Below are 18,030 nucleotides of genomic sequence, written 5' to 3'. Positions count from 1 at the left end.
GCGTCACTCCGAGGCGTTACCATGCCAGCATCCGCATTCAGACCAGAGGACGCAGTCTTCAACCTGAACCCGGATGCCATACTCAGAATCGACAGCAACGGCGCCCTCAGAGGCGCCAACCCAGCGGCCAAAAGGCTGCTGCACATCACACCCACAACACGGCTCACGGATCTGTTCGAGGGCAACGCGGATCTGTCCCGTGCTCTGCGGGACATGACCGACTGCACCTTCGACACCAGCCTCAAGCAATCCACCGGCCTGCTTCCCGTCAGGGTGAACGTTCGGCGCGCTGATGCCGACACCCTGCTCTGCTTTCTGCGGGACATCTCCGGAGAGGTACAGGAGCGCCGTGAAGGCGAGGTCAGCGAGGCGCGCCTGCAATTTGCGCTCACCTCCGCAGGCATCGGCGACTGGGATATGGACATCAAGCAAAACATTGCCCGGCGTTCCTTCCTCCACGACGCCTGCTTTGGCTACGACGAGCCGGTGGAGCATTGGGGCTACGACACATTTCTTTCTCATATCGTGGACGAGGACCGCGCGCGGGTTCACGCGGTATACAGCAAGGCTCTGCAGGAAAGCGGCGACTACGACGTTGAATTCCGCGTGCGCTGGCCAGACGGCTCCACACACTGGCTGTGGTCCAAGGGCTGCTTCTACCATGACGACACCGGTCACCCGGCGCGTGTCGCGGGCATTCAGGTGGATATCACTGCACGCAAGCGCTCGGAGGAAATGCTCCGCATTAGCGAAAAGGCCATGTCCGCGTCTGCCGACGGCATCGTCATTGTCGACGCGACCCACCCGGACATGCCCATGACCTTTGTCAATCCAGCGTTCGAGCGCATCACCGGTTACTTAGCCGAAGAGGTGATCGGCCGGAACTGCAGATTCCTGCAGGGCGATGATCGCGACCAGCGGGCGCTGACTGAACTCCGCGCCGCGCTCGGCGAACACCGGGATGCCCGGGTCGTGCTGCGCAACTACCGGAAGGACGGCACGCCGTTCTGGAACGAAGTGAGCATTTCGCCGGTTCGGGACGAGAACGGAACCGTCACCCACTATATCGGCATTCAGAACGACATCACCGAACAGCGCCAGTACTCCGAGGCCCTGGCCCATCAGGCCACCCATGATGACCTGACCGGGTTGCCCAACCGGACATTGCTGGAACTGGAGCTTGCCCACGCCCTGAAGCAGGCCTGCCGCCAGCGGCGGCACATGGCAGTGGCCTTTCTCGATCTGGACCACTTCAAGCTGTTCAACGACTCCATCGGCCACGGTACCGGTGATCGCATACTGCAACTGGCCGCCGCCCGGCTGCTGGAAGCGGCACGCCCGGGCGAAGTCATCTCGCGTTTTGGCGGCGATGAATTCGTGGTGTTGATGCCCGCCGTGGCCGACCAGAACGATGCCACATCACGGGTCAGCCAGCTTCTACAGGCGCTTTGCCAACCGGCGAGCGTGGATGAGCACGACATCATGCCTGCGGCAAGCGTAGGCATCGCGGTGTTCCCGGAACATGGCAACAACGCAGCGGATCTGCTGAAGCATGCGGATATCGCCATGTATGAGGCCAAACGTTACGGCCGTGGCACTTTCCGCTGCTTTATGCCACGGATGCTCGACCCGCTGTCCGGTCGCGTCAGCCTGGAATCGCGCCTGCGGCGTGCGCTGGAGCAGCAGCAGTTCCATCTGCACTTTCAACCCCAGGCGCAGATTGCGGGAATGCGGCTGGTGGGCATCGAAGCGCTGATCCGCTGGGAGTGCCCGGAATTCGGGCTGATCAATCCGGCCCAGTTCATCGGTGTTGCGGAGGAATCCGGGCTCATCGTGCCCATCGGCGCCTGGGTGCTGCATGCGGCCTGCCAGCAGATGCGCGAGTGGCAGCGGGTGGGGCTGCCGTCGTTCCGCATTGCGGTGAATGTCTCCCTGGCACAGTTCCGACACGGCAATCTGCTGGACGTGGTGGACGAGGCGCTGGAGTCCAGCGGCCTCAACCCCCACGACCTGGAACTGGAAGTCACGGAAAGCCTCGCCATGAAGGAAAATGAGTACCTGGTCCGCACGCTGGCCGTGCTTCGGGAACGGGGGGTCGCCGTCGCCATCGACGACTTCGGCACAGGCTTCTCCGGGCTGAGTCAGCTGCAGCGCTTTCCCGTGGACCGCCTGAAGATCGACCGCTCCTTCACGCGCAATGTGGCAAAGAGCGATGAGGCCGCCACCATTGTTCGGTCGATCATCCAGCTCGCCCACGGGCTCAACCTGCACGCAATTGCCGAGGGCGTGGAGACCGGCGAGCAGGCCGCAGCTCTTCGTGATCTCGGCTGTGACGAAATCCAGGGCTACTGGGTTGCCATGCCCCAGGACGCAACTGAAACGACGCGACTGCTTCGCAGCGGAAGCATCTTCCCCGGAAACATACCCGCCTGACGCATTGCGCACACCGTCACAGTTTCGAGATAAACGCCCCTGCAATGCACTATCGTGCTGATGGATTTTGACGCAGATCAATCTTTTCCGGCCCGGGAAGCGGAGACTGACGTGACCGCCTCCGATCGGGTGTTCATGTACACGGAGCCGGCGCCGTTAAACCGACAATAACGACCACAGAAATCGCGAGGCGATGAGCATGCGTGTCAACCTCCCTGTAACGAATAAGGAGCAAACCTTCGGTGCCGATGAACGGCTGATCAGCACCACGAATCTCAAGGGAGTGATCGAAAGCGCCAACGCCACCTTCGTCCGCGTTTCCGGCTTCAGCATCGACGAACTGGCGGGAAAACCCCACAATCTTGTGCGCCACCCGGACATGCCCGAAGCGGTCTACCAGAACTTCTGGGACACACTCAAAGCTGGCAAACCGTGGATGGGAGTGGTCAAGAACCGCTGCAAGAACGGCGACCACTACTGGGTCAGTGCCTACGTCTCCCCCGTTTTCCTCAACGGTGAGCAGACCGGCTATCAGTCCGTGCGTACCTGCGCCACGGAAGCCCAGAAACAACGTGCCGAGGCGCTCTACGCCCGCGTCCGCAAGGGCGGCGCGGTTCGTCCCCTCTGGCACCGCGGCGACATACGCCAACGTATCGGCGCTTTCGCCCTCGTCGGCCTCGTGACTGGCGTGCTGGGAGGCTTTCTTGCCGGCCAGGGCGAGGCGGCAATTGGCGGGCTGATTGCGCTCCTCGGTGTGCTGATTGCTTGTGGCGGTACGGCCTATGCCACCCGCAATCTGGCCAGACTGTCGAGCCACGCACGCTCAGTGTTCGATAACGATGTGGGCTGTGTCACCTACGGGGACGGCCACGATGTGGTGGCGGAAGCAGAGCTGGCCCTTGCCATGCAGAGCGCGCAACTCACGGCCCTGCGCGGTCGCGTCGAGGACCTGACGACGGAACTTGCTGGAGCGGCCCGCAACTCCAGCCAGGCAGCGGAGGATGGTCGCCGCGCGATCTCCGACCAGGAACAGGAGATCCTCCAGGTGGTCACCGCCATGGAAGAAATGGCGGCTACTGTGCAGGAAGTCTCCCGCAATACATCCGAGGCGTCCACCACGACCCTGGAAGTGTCACAACAGGCGGAAACGGGTCGCGACACCATTGTCCGCACCGCCAACGCAATGCGCTCGCTGGCGACGGATGTGGGTGAAGCCACTGCGGCCATGGAGGCCTTGCGGGAGGAGACACGTTCCATCCGCAAGGTGCTGGAGGTCATCAACGCGATTGCCGCGCAGACCAACCTGCTGGCCCTCAACGCGGCCATCGAGGCGGCGCGGGCCGGCGAGTCCGGCAGGGGCTTTGCCGTCGTGGCCACCGAGGTACGGGAATTGGCGGCGCGGGTGAGTGAGTCCACCGGGGATATCGGGCGAATGATCGAGCAGCTTGAAACCCGCGCCGAAGGCGCTGCCGGCACCATGCGGCAAAGCCAGGAGTCGGCCAACGTCGTCGCAACGGATGCCGAGGAATCGAGCCGTGTAATCATCGATATCGAACGATCGGTGGAACAGATTCGCGACATGACAGTTCAGATTGCCACGGCCGCCGAAGAACAGTCGGCCACAGCCGACGAAATCAACCGCCGCGTCAGCAGCGTCAACGACGGCGTCGCCCAGACGGCAGACATTGCCGGGCGTACCAAGCAGACCAGTGATCAGCTGGTGGCCATGGTGGAAGAGCTCCAGGGCGTGATGCTGCAGTTCAAGGGCCACTGAAAGCCGATTCACAGTATGTGACCTTCCGCACTTACCCAGGCACACCGAGACGGCAGGATGAATGGAACGAGGTGGGGCTGCGGCCCCACCTTACCGCGGTAAAGGACTCGAAACATGCTGTTCTACCTGGATACGGAATTCACCAGCCTCAAGGCTCCAAAGCTCATCAGCATCGGACTGGTCGCCGAGAGCACCCCGGAGACGTCTCTCTACGTTGAGCTCGTGGATGGCTATCAGTTGGCTGATTGCTCTGATTTCGTCCTCGCCTATGTGCTACCTCACCTGGAGCAGGGCTCCGCGCGCATGCCTCGTCGGCAAGCAGCCGGGAGGATCGCCCGCTGGATCGCGAGCTTCCCCGGCCGGCACACGCTGGTCAACGACCACCCCTGGTTCGACGTAGAGTTGCTGAGCAACCTGCTGGGGAGTGCATGGCCAGCGCGATTGTCGCGCCAATCACAGGTATTCGATCCAAATGGCGTTCGTGACTACGAGATCGCCACAGCGCTACATCACGCCCGCCGCGGCCATGATGTCCGTGCCCGGCTGCATCATGCCGGCGATGACGCCAGGCGGCTGAAACGCTCCGTGGCAGCGGTGCGTCATCTGGGTCGCGACCCCTTCACGCTGCAGGAGCACCGGGAGCAGGCTCCCGCAGCCGCCATGACTGGATAGAAGCCCCGAAATTTTCTTGCCACACGCAGGTTCTGCGTCAGACTGGAGGCATGAACAATGCCAGGCAGACTGCAGGACCCCGATGAAGCGGCGCACCCGTTGGCTACTCTGGACCACGGCCGGACTGGCCTCCCTGTTTATTGTCGGCAACATACTGCTGTTCAATGCGCTACCGAAGCCCATGCGGCTCACAGCGCCGGTTACCCTCGACTATGGCGTGGCGGACGCGCGCTTCGAACGCAGCATGGGGCTGGTCCTGCAGCAGCCCATCACCACGGGCAACGACATCGAACTGTTGCGCGACGGCAAGGCAATCTACGCCGCCATGCTCGGTGCAATCAACGCTGCCGAACACTCCATCACCTTTGAAACGTATGAATTCTGGGGGGAGGATTCCGCCGGCCGCTTGGCCAGTGCCCTTGCCGACGCCGCCGAGCGCGGTGTGGCGGTGCATGCAGTGCTGGATTTCATTGGCTCGGCCCAAGCTGACACCGACAAGTTCGATCGCATGACCGATGCCGGCGTCGAGTTGATCCGCTGGCGGGAACCGAGCTGGTACGACCTCGCGCGGTTCAATCACCGCACCCATCGCAAGCTGCTGGTCAAGGACGGGCACACGGGCTTTATCGGCGGCGCCAACGTGGCGGACAACTGGCTACCCGGGAACGACCGGACCGCCTACCGGGACAACCATTTCCGGGTGCGCGGCCCGGTGGTGGGCAACATGCAGGCGGCATTTGCGGAGACATGGATCGACGCCAGCGGCGAACTTCTGCTGGGCGATGCGTACTATCCGGCACTGGAACCAGCGGGCGACCTTGCAGTACAGGTGGTCAACAGTTCACCCCGGGAAGGCCGCCACCGGGTGCGCAAGATGCTTCTCTATGCCATCGCTGCGGCGGAAGAGCGTATCACCATCGGCACCGCCTATTTCTACCCTGATGCCGATTTCCTCGATGCCCTCACCGCTGCCGCCGAACGGGGCGTGGACGTCCGCATCCTCGTGCCCGGCGACAGCATCGACCAGGGTTTTGTCCGCCACGCGTCGGTCAACCGCTGGGGCCCGATGCTCGAAGCGGGTGTCTCGCTCTACGAATACCAGCCCAGCATGTACCACTCCAAGCTCATGAGCGTTGATGATCGTTGGGCGACCATCGGCTCCACCAATCTCGACAACCGCTCGTTCCGCATCAACGACGAGGCTAATCTGAATATTTACGATGATGCCTTTGCCCTTATGATCAGAGAGCTTGTTGAGAGCGATATCGCCGACGCGGCGCATTATGATCTCGAACGCTGGCAACAACGGCCCTGGCGCAAGCGCCTTTTCGGCTGGATCAGCATGACCATCGGCCCGCACTTGTGACCCCCGGGGAATGCCCATGAGCTGGAACCCGACCCTCGAGCCGCAATGCCCGGAAGCAGGTAGCCTCGACAGCATAGAGACACTGATCATCCCCAGGGCCCGCGACATCGGCGGCTTCGAAGTGCGCCGAGCGCTGCCCGCACCCAAGCGACAGATGGTCGGGCCGTTCATCTTTTTCGATCAGGCGGGGCCGGCGGAATTCGTGACCGGTCAGGGAATTGACGTGCGGCCGCATCCGCACATCGGCCTGGGAACGGTGACCTACCTGTATCGGGGGGAATTCCAGCACCGGGACAGCCTCGGGTCGAATCAGATCATTCTGCCTGGTGCCGTGAACTGGATGGTGGCCGGACGCGGCGTCACCCACTCCGAGCGCACCAGTGAAGCCACCCGGCAGGCACCCCACTCGCTGTTCGGCATCCAGACCTGGGTTGCCCTGCCGGATCACGCCGAAGACGTAGAGCCCTCGTTCGAGCACCATGCCCGGGAGACGCTGCCGGAACTGGAACACGACGGCGTTCACCTGCGGCTCATACTCGGCTCGGCCTACGGCGAGAAAGCGCCGGTGAAGATGTTCTCGGAGATGTTCTACGCCGACGTCACCATGCAGCCGGATGCCCTGCTGCCCATGCCCGATGACCACGAGGACCGCGGACTCTACGTCACGGAAGGCTCGGTGGTGATCGCCGGACAATCCTTCGAAGCGGGCCGAATGCTGGTCTTCCGCCCTGGGGACCGCATGACCGTCAAGGCCGGCCCGGAAGGCGCGCGCCTCATGATACTCGGCGGAGAGACCATGCCGGGGCCCCGGTACATCTGGTGGAACTTTGTCGCCTCCAGCCCGGAGCGGATAGAGCAGGCCAAGGACGAGTGGCGCACTGCCGACTGGGAGAACGGACGCTTTACATTGCCCCCGGACGACAGGGACGAGTTCATCACCATGCCGGAGGACCCGCCCAACGCGCGGCCCAGAAACGCGGGGAGCTAACCCGTCACCCTCAGGGCCGAAACACGAACTGGACGCGCTGGCCGGAGAAACGCCCCAGCGCGTACTCAATCGGGCGCTGCTGAAGGTCAACATTGACTCCCTCGCTCACCAGCACCGGCTGCGTCCGTGGCTGCTGCAGCAATCGCGCATCGTCGGCATCCGGCAGGCGCGCGGTCACCCGCGTCACGTCCCGCAGGTAATCCTTGATGCCAACCCGAAACAGGGCCTGGGTAATGGAACCACATTCCCGATAGGCCTCAATCAACCCGTCGCAGCGCTGTTTGACAAAGTAGTGCGTGCTCACACTGATCGGGCGCTCGTCCACCTCCCGCAGATGCTCGATGAGGATAAGCCGTGTACCGCGTCGGACTCCCAGGTTGCGGGCGGCCTCGCCGTCCGCCGGAATTTCAAGAGCGCGTAACAGCCGGCCACCGGGGTGCCGGTTGAGTGTAACGATATTCTCCGAGAAACGCGTGCGCTTGCCGACCTGGTAATCCACCACGTCTTCCTGCACAAAGGTGCCCCGCCCCTGTTCGACGCGCACCACCCCGGATTCCTGCAAGGCCGCCACAGCGCGGCGAACGGTATGACGATTGACCTGAAAGCGAGCGGCCAACTCGGACTCGGTGGGCAGGCGATCCCCCGGTCGCAGTAGCCCAGCCTGGATCTCCCCCGCCAGTTCGGTCTCTATCTGCCGCCACAGCGCCATGCCTGTTACACGTTCCATGCCCGAGACCTCGACCAATAGGGGTGATGATCCATCTTGTTGCGTTGGCTGACAGCATGCATCATCTCATCACAATTCGTCTAGATGTTTAGATGACTGAGGACCTAGTGAGCAATCAAGCTGACATGATCGATCAGGATGCGAGGCGCGCCTGGATGGGCACCCTTGCGAAAGCGCCGAGAGATCGGCTGGAAAAGGCGTTGGAGCAGCTGGAAATTCCGCATTACAGCTTGCTCCGAACGCCCGAGACCGGGCTGGTCATGGCACGGGGACGCGCCGGCGGCACTGGCCAACGGTTCAATCTGGGCGAGGTCACCGTCACACGCTGTGCGGTGAAACTCGACGACAATACCGTCGGTCATGCCTACGTTGCCGGCCGGGATCAACGCAAGGCTGAGATCGCAGCACTGTTCGATGCCTTGCTGCAAACACCGGATCATCACCAGGCACTCCAGGGCTGCCTGATCCAGCCCCTGGTTCGGGAAGCCGAAACGGCGCAGCGGGCCACCGCACAGAAGGCCGCGGCCACGCGTGTTGAATTCTTCACCATGGCGCGGGAGGACAATCGATGACGGCAGAACTGGCCAGCGGCTTCACCGAACCGGTGCGACATGCTCAGCAAGGTTTTCGGGCTGCACTGGACGCCCTGTCCCGCCCCGGTCGTATCACACATGTTGCAGCCGATGGACCCACGGCACCGGGCCTGGGCCCGGCGTCGACGACATTGATGTTGAGCCTGGCGGATTTCGAAACACCTGTCTGGCTGGGCGCAGGTGCAGCGGCGAGTGGCGAATACTTCCGCTTTCACTGCGGCTGTCCACTCACCCGGGAGCGCGGCGGCGCTGTCATCGCCTGCCTTGCCAACCCGGCGGAAGCCCTTCCACTAGCGGATTTCGAGCTGGGAAGCGACAAGGCACCCGAGGCATCGGCAACGCTGATCATCCAGGTGGCCGCGCTGGACGACCAGGGATCATTCGAGTTTTCCGGGCCGGGCATTGACGGCGTGCATCGTATCGGCATCCAGGGCCTGCCAACCGAGTGGCTGCGCGAGCGTGCCATGCTGGCGCCTCTGTTCCCGAGGGGCGTCGATATCTTCCTGACTTCAGGGAACCGCCTGTGCGGTCTACCCCGTACCACGATCATCAAGGAGACGCCATGTATGTCTCGGTGAAAGGTGGCGAGCAGGCCATCGACAATGCCCATCAATGGCTGGCGGAAAGCCGCCGCGGCGATACCTCCGTGCCCGAGCTCAGCCTTGCACAGATTCGCGAGCAACTGGCGGGCAGCGTCGATCGCGTGATGACCGAAGCGTCACTCTACGACGTGGACCTCGCCGCTCTGGCAATCAAGCAGGCGCGGGGCGACCTGATCGAGGCCATTTTTCTGCTGCGAGCCTATCGCACCACCCTGCCCCGGTTTGGCTACAGCGAGCCCCTGGATACCGCCTCCATGCGGATCCGACGGCGCATCTCTGCCACTTTCAAGGATCTGCCCGGCGGACAGGTTCTCGGACCGACTTTCGACTACACACATCGGCTACTGGACTTCCAACTCGCGGTGGACGGCAAGGCGCCAACGGCACCCAGTGCCCGGGAGCCACTGCCCACGAGCATGCCTCGTGTCACAGACATGCTCGGTCAGCAGGGGCTGATCGAGGAAGAACTGGCCGACGACTCCCAGCCCGTGGGTGACATCACGCGTGAGCCCCTGGACTTCCCCAGCAAACGCGATGTGCGCCTGCAGGCGCTGGCACGGGCGGACGAGGGTTTCCTGCTCGGCATGGCGTACTCCAGCCAGCGCGGATACGGCCGGAACCACCCCTTCGCCGGCGAGATCCGCCTCGGCGAGATCGCCATCGAATTCACACCGGAGGAACTCGGATTTCCGGTGGAATTGGGAGAGATCACGGTGACGGAATGCCAGATGGTCAACCAGTTCACGGGCAGTGATGCGGCGCCACCACAGTTCACGCGGGGCTACGGACTCGGATTCGGTCACTGTGAACGCAAGGCCATCAGCATGGCGCTGACCGATCGCGCCCTGCGCTCCCGGGACTTGGGCGAACCCGCATCTGCCCCGGCCCAGGACGACGAGTTCATGCTGTACCACTGCGACAACATCCAGGCCACCGGCTTCGTGGAGCATCTGAAACTGCCGCATTACGTGGACTTCCAGTCGGAGCTCGCGATGCTCCGCGCCCTGCGCCAGCGCCATGGACAGGAAACCGACAAGGAGCAACAGCCATGACGGAGACCGGCTACAACTTCGCCTACCTGGATGAACAGACCAAACGGATGATTCGTCGCAGTCTGCTCAAGGCGGTGGCGATCCCGGGTCATCAGGTGCCCTTCGGCTCCCGCGAAATGCCCCTGCCCTACGGCTGGGGTACTGGGGGCATCCAGGTGACGGCAGCCATTCTGGGCGCAGACGACACGCTGAAGGTCATCGACCAGGGGGCCGACGACACCACCAATGCCGTATCCATCCGCAAGTTCTTCGCCCGCACCGCCGGGGTGGCGACCACCGGCGCGACGGACGAGGCGACCATCATCCAGACGCGGCATCGCATCCCGGAAACACCGCTGTCGGAATCGCAGACGCTGGTCTACCAGGTCCCCATACCGGAACCGCTGCGCTGGATGGAGCCCCGGGAGAGCGAGACCCGGACCATGCATGCACTGGAAGAATACGGCGTGATGCATGTTTCGCTCTACGAGGACGTGGCGCGGCACGGGCAGATTGCCAAGACCTACGACTACCCGGTTCAGGTAGCGGACCGCTACATCATGAGCCCGAGCCCGATTCCCAAGTTCGACAATCCGAAAATGGATCGTTGCCCGGCACTGCAGCTCTTCGGGGCCGGCCGGGAGCGCAGGCTCTACGCGGTGCCGCCGTACACCACCGTTCGCAGCCTGGATTTCGAAGATCATCCCTTCCACGTGGAGAGCTGGGACGCACCCTGTGCGCTCTGCGGGGCAACCGACAGCTATCTGGACGAGATCATTACCGATGATGCCGGAAGTCGCATGCTGGTCTGCTCCGACACCGATTACTGCTCGCGCAGGCAGACGTCCACCACCAGGCGGAGGGCGGCGTCTTGAGTGAACAACTGCTGCTGCGGGTGCGCGATCTCGCCTACGACTACGGAAGCTTCTTCGGCTGCCAGAACGTGAGCTTCGACCTCTACCCCGGCGAGGTCCTCGGCGTGGTGGGAGAATCCGGCGCCGGCAAGACAACACTGCTGCGCTGCCTCTCCACGGAACTCGAGCCCACCGCGGGCGAGATCGCCTACCGGGCCGGCAATGGGCCACTGCGGGACGTCTTCTCCCTGTCGGAGCCGGAACGGCGCATGCTGTTGCGCACCGAGTGGGGGCTGGTACACCAGAACCCCCGCGATGGCCTCAGACTGAACGTCTCCGCTGGCGGCAATGTCGGCGAACGGCTCATGGCGGTGGGCGATCGGCACTACGGACATATTCGGGATCAGGCCGCCCACTGGCTTTCCCAGGTAGAAATCGATCTGTCCCGGATGGATGACATGCCGACCACCTTCTCCGGCGGAATGCAGCAGCGTGTGCAGATCGCCCGCAACCTGGTGACCAATCCGCGGCTGCTGCTCATGGATGAGCCCACTGGCGGCCTGGATGTCTCCGTCCAGGCGAGACTGCTGGATCTGCTGCGCCGCCTGGTCTCGGAACTCAATCTGGCAGCGGTGATCGTGACCCATGACCTGGGCGTGGTTCGCCTGCTGGCGCATCACCTGATGGTCATGCAGGGCGGAAAGGTGGTGGAACACGGTCTGACCGACCAGGTTCTGGATGACCCCCAGCACCCTTATACCCAGCGGCTGGTGTCGTCGATTCTGCGGGTCTGACCAACACCTCGACTCAGGAGACGGACAATGATCGATCGCTCCACCATGGTGGAGGTCTCGGACCTCGGCAAGGAGTTCGTTCTGCATATGCAGGGAGGCGTCCGCATACCCGTGCTGCGCGGTGTGAACCTCCGTGTGCGTGCTGGCGAGTGCGTGGTCCTCGGCGGGCCGTCTGGTGCCGGCAAGTCCACGCTGTTGCGCTGCCTGTACGGCAACTATCTCGCACAGTCCGGACACGTGAGGATTCGCCACGCTGGCCAGTTGATGGACCTGGTGGGCGCAGCACATCGGCTCATGCTGGAGATCCGCCGCGAGACCATCGGCTACGTCAGCCAGTTTCTGCGGGTGATCCCCCGGGTGTCGACTCTGGACCTGGTCATGGAGCCGTTGCTGACCCGGGGCGTTCAAGAGCACGAGGCCGCCTGGCGGGCAGAGGCATTGCTCACCCAGCTCAACATTCCCGACACGCTGTGGCAATTGGCACCGGCCACGTTCTCTGGCGGTGAACAGCAGCGGGTCAACGTCGCCCGGGGCCTGATCGCGGAGTACCCGATCCTGCTTCTGGACGAGCCGACAGCGTCACTGGATGCCGAGAACCGACAGATTGTCATCGAACTCATTCAACATGCCTGCGCCCGGGGCGCTGCCGTCATCGGCATTTTCCATGACGCGGAAGTCCGTCGCGCAGTCGCCCACCGCACCCACGAACTGACTCGAGCTGGAGCAGCCGCATGATCGCAGAGCGCATACTGGACAACGCCCGGATCATCTGTCCCGACGCCGTCATCGACGGCCATCTGGTGATTCGCGGTGACCTCATTGTCGCCATCGAGGAGGGCCGCAGCCGCAGCCCGGCCGCAGAGGATCTGGAGGGTGATTACCTGACGCCCGGCCTGGTGGAGCTTCATACTGACAACGTCGAGCGTCACCTCATCCCCAGGCCGGGGGTGGTGTGGCCGACCATGCCGGCGATCCTGGCCCATGATGCAACCATTGCCAGCGCCGGCATCACTACAGTGCTTGATGCCATTGCCTGTGGCAGCGATCACGGCAAGGAGTGGCGGCGGGACATCTGCGACACTACGGTGTGGGGGATTGACCAGGCGAGACGCGGCGGTCATCTGCGCGCCGAACACCTGCTGCACCTGCGCTGCGAGATCGTGGCTGCGGACATGCCCGAGGCCTTCGCCAAGGCCATCGACAACCCCTACGTGCGTCTGGTCTCCATCATGGACCATACGCCCGGCGCCCGGCAGTTCGTGGACATGGACAAGTTCAGGGAGTACTACAAGGGCAAGCACGGTCTCAGCGACCGGGAACTCGACACCATGATTGCCGAGCGCCAGGCCATGCGGGATGAGCACGGCCCGAGAAACCGGGCGGAGGTCGTCGCCGAAACCCGTCGTCGCGATATCACCCTGGCGAGCCACGATGACGCCACGGTGGAACATGTGAACGAAGCTGTGTCTGATGGCGTCCGCATTGCCGAGTTCCCCACCACCGTGGCAGCCGCCGAAGCGGCCCACGCCCAAGGGCTCGCAACTGTCATGGGCGCTCCCAACCTGGTGCGTGGTGGATCACATTCCGGCAACGTCGCGGCTGGCGATCTCGCCCGGCTCGGCCTGCTGGACTGCCTGTCTTCCGACTATGTGCCCATCAGTCTCATGCAAGGGGCCTGGCAGCTTAACGAGGAAGGCATCATGAGCCTGCCGGAAGCATTCCGGGTAGTCGCCGGGCAGCCTGCCGCCATGCTTGGTCTGCATGACCGTGGCGAACTGGAAGCGGGAAAACGGGCCGATATCGCGCGCGTTCATCGCAATGGCGCGACGGTGATCCGCGAAGTTCTGCGCGGCGGACAGCGCATCGCATGACGGCTCGGCGCTATGCGGTTTACTTCGCGCCGCGACCTGAGTCCCGCTTGGGACAATGCGGGTCTGCCTGGCTGGGTCGTGATGCAGTTACCAACAGCAGTTGCCCCCAGCCATCCCTGCCAGCCGATGTCCCGGTGGATCTGGCAGTGGCCACCGCCAGACCCCGCCATTACGGCTTTCATGCGACCCTCAAGGCGCCATTTCATTTGCACGGTAACTGTACTGAAGCCGCGTTGATTCGCGCAGCACAGGCATTGTGTACCCGCCACGAGGCCTTTTCCATCACGCTGGAAGTCGGCGAGCTTGACGGCTTTATCGCGCTGCTGCCGAAGTCGCCGACAAACGCGCTTGATCATCTGGCAGCGGGTTGCGTGCGAGAGCTGGATGCCTTCCGTGCCCCACTCACCGATACGGATCGCCGTCGCCGTGATGCGGCGCGGTTACCGCCGCGCCAGCGGGCGCTTTTCGAGCAATGGGGTTATCCCCATGTCCTGGACGCATTCCGCTTTCACATGACCCTGAGCGAGAGACTCCCGGACGGGCCCCGCCAGCGGCTGTACGCCGTTGCCGAGGCATACTTCGAACCGGCCCTCCGCGGGGAAACAACGCCCGTGGACAGCATCTGCCTTTTCCGTGAAGCGACGCCCGGCGGCATGTTCAGCCTGCTGCAGCGCATCGATTTCACGCCTCGCAACGCCCCACCCCACGAATTCGTCTAGTCCGCCTTCAAGCAAGATTCACCGAAGTCTCACGGCCGCGTCATGGAGGCGCACTAACCTCTTCGTCCATGCCGCGACCACACCGTGAAGAGTGTGGAGAACGGCAAACATTGGACCCTAGACCAGGAGCGTTGAATCATGTTGATCAAGAACGGCATGCGCCTACTCGCGGGCATCTGCATGACTGCTGCCCTCACCACTTCCGCACTCGCGGAGCGACCTGACAACCTGCGCATCGGTTTGCTACCCGCCGAAGATGCCGGCGTGATGGTAGAACAGTTCGAGGGCATCGAGGCGCACTTGAGCGAGACCCTGCAGGCCGAGACCACGGTGTGGGTATCGGAGAGCTATAACGCCCTCATCGAGGCCATGCGCAGCGGTCATCTGGATGTCGCCTACGTTGGTGGAAGCCAGTACCTGCGCGCCCTGGAGATCGGTGTCGATGTGGAGCCGCTTGCCATTGCCATCGATGGCACCGGCCGGCCGTATTACAAGTCGTCGATTTTCGTCCGCGCGGATAGTGACATTCACAGCTTCGAAGATCTCAAGGGCCACGACTTCGCCTTCGTGACGCCCACATCCACCTCCGGCGGCGTCGCCCCCAGCTTCCTGTTGCGACAGAACGGGATCGACCCTGACGAGGATCTCGGCCGCGTCATCTACGCGCAACAGCATGACTCGGTGTTCCTCGCCGTAACCAACGGACGAGTTGCTGCGGGCGCGACCGGTGACCTGTACTTCCCCCGCTGGCGCGACCGGGGAATTCTCGAATACAGCGAGTACATCGAAGAAGAAGACTACCTGGCCGACGGAGACATTCGAATCATCGGCGCGGTGCGGGTGCCGGGCGTGGTGATGATCGGTCGTGGCGCTCTGGGCCATGACTACCGGGAAGAGCTGCGCGATGCCTTCACCAACATTCCGGAAGAAGTGGCCGAGCGCTACGAGATCTGGGGCCCGTTGCTCGGCTTTGCCCGGGCGACACCCGAGGACTTCGACGAGCTGAAGGCCATGTCCGAAATGAACGGGCAGTAATGTCCACTGACACGGCGCATCCGCAACCATGCGGATGCGCCGTGTGTTGAAGGAGCAATCCCATGCAGACGCAACCGCTGACGAGTACCGATGCCGTGCCCCGGAAATCCGGGATCACGGATGCTGCCCCAAAAGAACTCGCGAAACCGATGGTATCAATCCGCGGGCTGACCAAAACCTATGGCAGAAACGGCCGGGCGGTGACCGCCCTCAAGGATATCTCCCTCAGCATCCGCCACGGCGAATTTGTCGCCCTGCTCGGACCAAGCGGTGTGGGCAAATCCACTCTGCTGCGTTGCCTGAATCACCTCGTCCCTCCAACCAGTGGTGACGTCGTCATCGGTGGCGAGAATCTGGCCAAGCTCTCGAAACGGCAACTGCTTGCCGCCCGAACACGCATCGGGATGATCTTTCAAGAGTCGAACCTGATCGGGCGACTACCGGTGATTACCAATGTGCTTTGCGGGCGCCTAGCCACGCTGGGCGCCCTCCGCGCGCTGACCTACTCATTTCCGCGGGATGATTACGACCGCGCAGTGAGGGCGCTGCGCCGGGCAGGTCTCGACGACGAGGAACTTTACCTGCGGCGGGCTGATCGGCTGAGTGGCGGCCAGAAACAGCGGGTGGGCATCGCCCGCATGCTTGTTCAGCAGCCCGATCTGGTGTTGGCCGATGAGCCTATCGCGAGTCTGGACGTCAAGATGCAGGCGACGATCATGGATCTCATCCGCGGGATCGCCCGGGACGACGGCATTACCGTGGTCATGAGCCTGCACCAACTGCAGGTGGCAAGGGCCTACGCGACCCGCATCATCGCCCTGTCCGCCGGCGGCGTCGCCTTCGACGGACCGCCCGGCGATTTGTCCGACAGCATCGTGCAGGACATCTTCGACATCGACGATGAAGGGCTGATCAGTGGCGCGCGTTAGTCCGCTCAACGCGGAGATTGTAGGGCGAAGCGTTGCCGACCGACGTCTCAAGGCCCGTCTCAAGGCCTGTGGAATCGGCGCCGTGGTGCTGGCGATCTGGCTCTGGTCCGCCGCCGGCACGGGCTTTCGTCCGGACAACCTGATCGCCGGCATCCCCCAAATGGCAGACCTGATCGGGCGCATGTTACCGCCGGATCTCAGCATACTGCGCAGTCTCGCCGGGCCATTGCTGGAAACGGTGCAGATGGCCCTGCTCGGCACGACCTTACCCATCTTCATCGCCCTGCCACTCGCTGTGCTGGCGGCCTGGAACACCACCCCGTGGCCAGCCCTCGGTCAGGCCATACGGGTCGTGCTTGCCACGTTGAGAACCGTGCCAGAGCTTGTCTGGGCCATGCTCCTGGTCTCCGCCATCGGGCTCGGGCCGTTCCCTGGCGTACTGGCGTTGACGCTGCACGCCATCGGCGGCATGGGCAAGTTCTACTATGAGGCCATCGAGACAGTACGCTCGGAGACTGTCGAGGCGCTGGAGGCATCCGGGGCGGGCAAACTGCGGGTCCTGCTGTTCGGCATTCTGCCCAGCGCACTGCCGCAGATGATGTCCACCACGTTGCTCTACTGGGAGTTCAACAACCGTTCGTCGACGATCCTCGGCATCGTCGGCGCCGGCGGGATCGGCGTAGTTCTGCTCCACGCCCTGCAGGACTTCCGCTACGAGAAGCTGCTGACCTGCCTCATCGTTATCGTCCTGCTGCTGATGATACTGGATCGAATCAGCGGCTACCTGCGCTCAAAGGTGATCTGAATGCGCGAGACGAAAACCCTGGATCAGGCCGGACAGAGACCGGTGGACATTGATCGCCTGCGCCGGCGCATCACGCCTGGCCGGGTGACCGTGGCGGTAGCCGCTGTGATTCTCTATTGGTGGGTCTTCGCGGATACCGAGATCAGCGCAAGGGACTTCATCGACGGCTTTCCCGCCATGGGCAAGTTGCTTGCATTGATGTTCCCACCGGACTGGGCGGCAATGACACGGTTTCTCGGACCGGCCATCGAAACCTTCCAGATTGGCGTGACCGCAACGCTGCTAGGTGCCGTGCTGGCTATTCCGACAGCCTACCTGGGCGCGCGAAATCTCTCGCCGCACCCTATCGTTTGCAGCGTCACGCGCAGCATTCTCGCGGTATTCCGCGGCGTCTCGGAAATCGTCTGGGCGCTGATTTTCGTGGTGGCCGTGGGGCTCGGACCCTTTGCCGGCGTGCTGGCACTCGCGCTTTTCACCATCGGCATGATCGGCAAGTTGCTTTCGGAAGCGGTGGAGGCCGTCGATCCGGGGCCACTGGAAGTACTGCGGGCAGCTGGCGCAGGCGAATGGCGTGTGTTTCTGTATGGCGCCTGGCCGCAGATTCTGCCGACCTTCATCAGCTACAGCCTCTACTACTGGGATTCCAACACCCGGCAGGCAACGGTCGTGGGTTTCGTGGGTGCCGGCGGCCTGGGTTATACCCTGTTCACGTCCATCAATGCCTACCGATTCGAACAAGCCACCGCGGCGTTGATCCTGATGGTGCTCATCATCGTGGTGATCGACCGCTTCTGCCTTTTCCTGCGACGCAGGCTCGACAGATAAGGATGCTTTAAC

The 18,030-nt window shown here is 63.1% G+C and carries 18 protein-coding genes; 17 read left to right on the top strand and 1 reads right to left on the bottom strand.

The annotated features are described in order from the left end of the window. Nucleotides 1-21 precede the first annotated feature (21 nt). From J2T57_RS17905 to J2T57_RS17885, 5 genes are all read left to right on the top strand, one after another. Nucleotides 22-2,433, top strand: coding sequence for an EAL domain-containing protein (locus J2T57_RS17905; protein WP_253482665.1), 2,412 nt, complete (start codon nucleotides 22-24; stop codon nucleotides 2,431-2,433). A 193-nt stretch (nucleotides 2,434-2,626) separates the two neighbouring features. After that, nucleotides 2,627-4,207: a methyl-accepting chemotaxis protein gene (locus J2T57_RS17900; protein ID WP_253482661.1), complete on the top strand. Its 1,581-nt coding sequence runs from the start codon at nucleotides 2,627-2,629 to the stop codon at nucleotides 4,205-4,207. Between the two features lie 114 nt (nucleotides 4,208-4,321). Further along, nucleotides 4,322-4,879, top strand: a complete 558-nt coding sequence (locus tag J2T57_RS17895) for a hypothetical protein (RefSeq protein ID WP_253482658.1) — start codon at nucleotides 4,322-4,324, stop codon at nucleotides 4,877-4,879. 82 nt (nucleotides 4,880-4,961) lie between these two features. Continuing rightward, nucleotides 4,962-6,245 carry a phospholipase D-like domain-containing protein gene (locus J2T57_RS17890; protein WP_253482654.1) on the top strand — a complete coding sequence of 428 codons (1,284 nt, stop codon included), beginning with the start codon at nucleotides 4,962-4,964 and terminating at the stop codon, nucleotides 6,243-6,245. A gap of 16 nt (nucleotides 6,246-6,261) precedes the next feature. Further along, nucleotides 6,262-7,233: a pirin family protein gene (locus tag J2T57_RS17885; RefSeq protein WP_253482651.1), complete on the top strand. Its 972-nt coding sequence runs from the start codon at nucleotides 6,262-6,264 to the stop codon at nucleotides 7,231-7,233. Between the two features lie 10 nt (nucleotides 7,234-7,243). Here the strand turns inward: J2T57_RS17885 and phnF are convergent, their stop codons facing one another. Beyond that, nucleotides 7,244-7,960 carry a phosphonate metabolism transcriptional regulator PhnF gene (gene phnF / locus J2T57_RS17880; RefSeq protein WP_253482648.1) on the bottom strand — a complete coding sequence of 239 codons (717 nt, stop codon included), beginning with the start codon at nucleotides 7,958-7,960 and terminating at the stop codon, nucleotides 7,244-7,246. A gap of 92 nt (nucleotides 7,961-8,052) precedes the next feature. Here phnF and phnG point away from each other — a divergent pair, with 92 nt between their 5' ends. The 12 genes from phnG (at nucleotide 8,053) to phnE (J2T57_RS17820) (ending at nucleotide 18,018) form a co-directional block, all read left to right on the top strand. Then, the gene (phnG, locus tag J2T57_RS17875; protein ID WP_253482645.1) at nucleotides 8,053-8,532 is read left to right on the top strand and encodes a phosphonate C-P lyase system protein PhnG; all 480 of its coding nucleotides are present in this window, start codon (nucleotides 8,053-8,055) and stop codon (nucleotides 8,530-8,532) included. After that, complete coding sequence (phnH, locus tag J2T57_RS17870; RefSeq protein ID WP_253482642.1) at nucleotides 8,529-9,131, top strand: phosphonate C-P lyase system protein PhnH; 603 nt, start codon at nucleotides 8,529-8,531, stop codon at nucleotides 9,129-9,131. The genes phnG and phnH overlap by 4 nt, the downstream gene beginning before the upstream one ends. After that, nucleotides 9,116-10,207 carry a carbon-phosphorus lyase complex subunit gene (locus J2T57_RS17865; protein ID WP_253482628.1) on the top strand — a complete coding sequence of 364 codons (1,092 nt, stop codon included), beginning with the start codon at nucleotides 9,116-9,118 and terminating at the stop codon, nucleotides 10,205-10,207. The genes phnH and J2T57_RS17865 overlap by 16 nt, the downstream gene beginning before the upstream one ends. Further along, the gene (locus tag J2T57_RS17860; protein ID WP_253482626.1) at nucleotides 10,204-11,061 is read left to right on the top strand and encodes an alpha-D-ribose 1-methylphosphonate 5-phosphate C-P-lyase PhnJ; all 858 of its coding nucleotides are present in this window, start codon (nucleotides 10,204-10,206) and stop codon (nucleotides 11,059-11,061) included. Before J2T57_RS17865 ends, J2T57_RS17860 begins: the two co-directional genes overlap by 4 nt. Further along, entirely contained in the window at nucleotides 11,058-11,834 is a 777-nt protein-coding gene (gene phnK / locus J2T57_RS17855; RefSeq protein WP_301289519.1) for a phosphonate C-P lyase system protein PhnK, read from the top strand. Before J2T57_RS17860 ends, phnK begins: the two co-directional genes overlap by 4 nt. Nucleotides 11,835-11,861: 27 nt before the next feature. Continuing rightward, nucleotides 11,862-12,569, top strand: a complete 708-nt coding sequence (gene phnL / locus J2T57_RS17850; protein WP_253482623.1) for a phosphonate C-P lyase system protein PhnL — start codon at nucleotides 11,862-11,864, stop codon at nucleotides 12,567-12,569. Continuing rightward, nucleotides 12,566-13,705, top strand: a complete 1,140-nt coding sequence (locus tag J2T57_RS17845) for an alpha-D-ribose 1-methylphosphonate 5-triphosphate diphosphatase (RefSeq protein ID WP_253482620.1) — start codon at nucleotides 12,566-12,568, stop codon at nucleotides 13,703-13,705. Before phnL ends, J2T57_RS17845 begins: the two co-directional genes overlap by 4 nt. Then, nucleotides 13,702-14,424, top strand: coding sequence for a DUF1045 domain-containing protein (locus tag J2T57_RS17840; protein WP_253482616.1), 723 nt, complete (start codon nucleotides 13,702-13,704; stop codon nucleotides 14,422-14,424). The genes J2T57_RS17845 and J2T57_RS17840 overlap by 4 nt, the downstream gene beginning before the upstream one ends. Before the next feature lie 138 nt (nucleotides 14,425-14,562). Further along, nucleotides 14,563-15,459: a phosphate/phosphite/phosphonate ABC transporter substrate-binding protein gene (locus J2T57_RS17835; protein WP_253482614.1), complete on the top strand. Its 897-nt coding sequence runs from the start codon at nucleotides 14,563-14,565 to the stop codon at nucleotides 15,457-15,459. 62 nt (nucleotides 15,460-15,521) lie between these two features. Then, complete coding sequence (gene phnC / locus J2T57_RS17830; RefSeq protein ID WP_253482611.1) at nucleotides 15,522-16,388, top strand: phosphonate ABC transporter ATP-binding protein; 867 nt, start codon at nucleotides 15,522-15,524, stop codon at nucleotides 16,386-16,388. Next, nucleotides 16,375-17,193, top strand: coding sequence for a phosphonate ABC transporter, permease protein PhnE (gene phnE, locus J2T57_RS17825; RefSeq protein ID WP_253482608.1), 819 nt, complete (start codon nucleotides 16,375-16,377; stop codon nucleotides 17,191-17,193). The genes phnC and phnE (J2T57_RS17825) overlap by 14 nt, the downstream gene beginning before the upstream one ends. Further along, on the top strand, nucleotides 17,194-18,018 hold the full coding sequence (gene phnE, locus J2T57_RS17820; RefSeq protein WP_253482604.1) for a phosphonate ABC transporter, permease protein PhnE: 825 nt from the start codon (nucleotides 17,194-17,196) through the stop codon (nucleotides 18,016-18,018). Nucleotides 18,019-18,030 lie beyond the last annotated feature (12 nt).

It is taken from the genome of Natronocella acetinitrilica (assembly GCF_024170285.1).
GTDB classification, from domain to species: domain Bacteria; phylum Pseudomonadota; class Gammaproteobacteria; order Nitrococcales; family Aquisalimonadaceae; genus Natronocella; species Natronocella acetinitrilica.
The sequence above is the reverse complement of the archived record's forward strand: the minus strand, read 5'-3'. Positions and strand labels throughout refer to the sequence as shown.

Excerpts from the sequence above, each read along its gene's own strand:
- J2T57_RS17905 (WP_253482665.1), top strand. The coding sequence starts at position 22 with ATGCCAGCATCCGCATTCAGACCAGAGGACGCAGTCTTCAACCTGAAC.
- J2T57_RS17900 (WP_253482661.1), top strand. The coding sequence starts at position 2,627 with ATGAGCATGCGTGTCAACCTCCCTGTAACGAATAAGGAGCAAACCTTC.
- J2T57_RS17895 (WP_253482658.1), top strand. The coding sequence starts at position 4,322 with ATGCTGTTCTACCTGGATACGGAATTCACCAGCCTCAAGGCTCCAAAG.
- J2T57_RS17890 (WP_253482654.1), top strand. The coding sequence starts at position 4,962 with ATGAAGCGGCGCACCCGTTGGCTACTCTGGACCACGGCCGGACTGGCC.
- J2T57_RS17885 (WP_253482651.1), top strand. The coding sequence starts at position 6,262 with ATGAGCTGGAACCCGACCCTCGAGCCGCAATGCCCGGAAGCAGGTAGC.
- phnF (WP_253482648.1), bottom strand. The coding sequence starts at position 7,960 with ATGGAACGTGTAACAGGCATGGCGCTGTGGCGGCAGATAGAGACCGAA.
- phnG (WP_253482645.1), top strand. The coding sequence starts at position 8,053 with ATGACTGAGGACCTAGTGAGCAATCAAGCTGACATGATCGATCAGGAT.
- phnH (WP_253482642.1), top strand. The coding sequence starts at position 8,529 with ATGACGGCAGAACTGGCCAGCGGCTTCACCGAACCGGTGCGACATGCT.
- J2T57_RS17865 (WP_253482628.1), top strand. The coding sequence starts at position 9,116 with ATGTATGTCTCGGTGAAAGGTGGCGAGCAGGCCATCGACAATGCCCAT.
- J2T57_RS17860 (WP_253482626.1), top strand. The coding sequence starts at position 10,204 with ATGACGGAGACCGGCTACAACTTCGCCTACCTGGATGAACAGACCAAA.
- phnL (WP_253482623.1), top strand. The coding sequence starts at position 11,862 with ATGATCGATCGCTCCACCATGGTGGAGGTCTCGGACCTCGGCAAGGAG.
- J2T57_RS17845 (WP_253482620.1), top strand. The coding sequence starts at position 12,566 with ATGATCGCAGAGCGCATACTGGACAACGCCCGGATCATCTGTCCCGAC.
- J2T57_RS17840 (WP_253482616.1), top strand. The coding sequence starts at position 13,702 with ATGACGGCTCGGCGCTATGCGGTTTACTTCGCGCCGCGACCTGAGTCC.
- J2T57_RS17835 (WP_253482614.1), top strand. The coding sequence starts at position 14,563 with ATGTTGATCAAGAACGGCATGCGCCTACTCGCGGGCATCTGCATGACT.
- phnC (WP_253482611.1), top strand. The coding sequence starts at position 15,522 with ATGCAGACGCAACCGCTGACGAGTACCGATGCCGTGCCCCGGAAATCC.
- phnE (WP_253482604.1), top strand. The coding sequence starts at position 17,194 with ATGCGCGAGACGAAAACCCTGGATCAGGCCGGACAGAGACCGGTGGAC.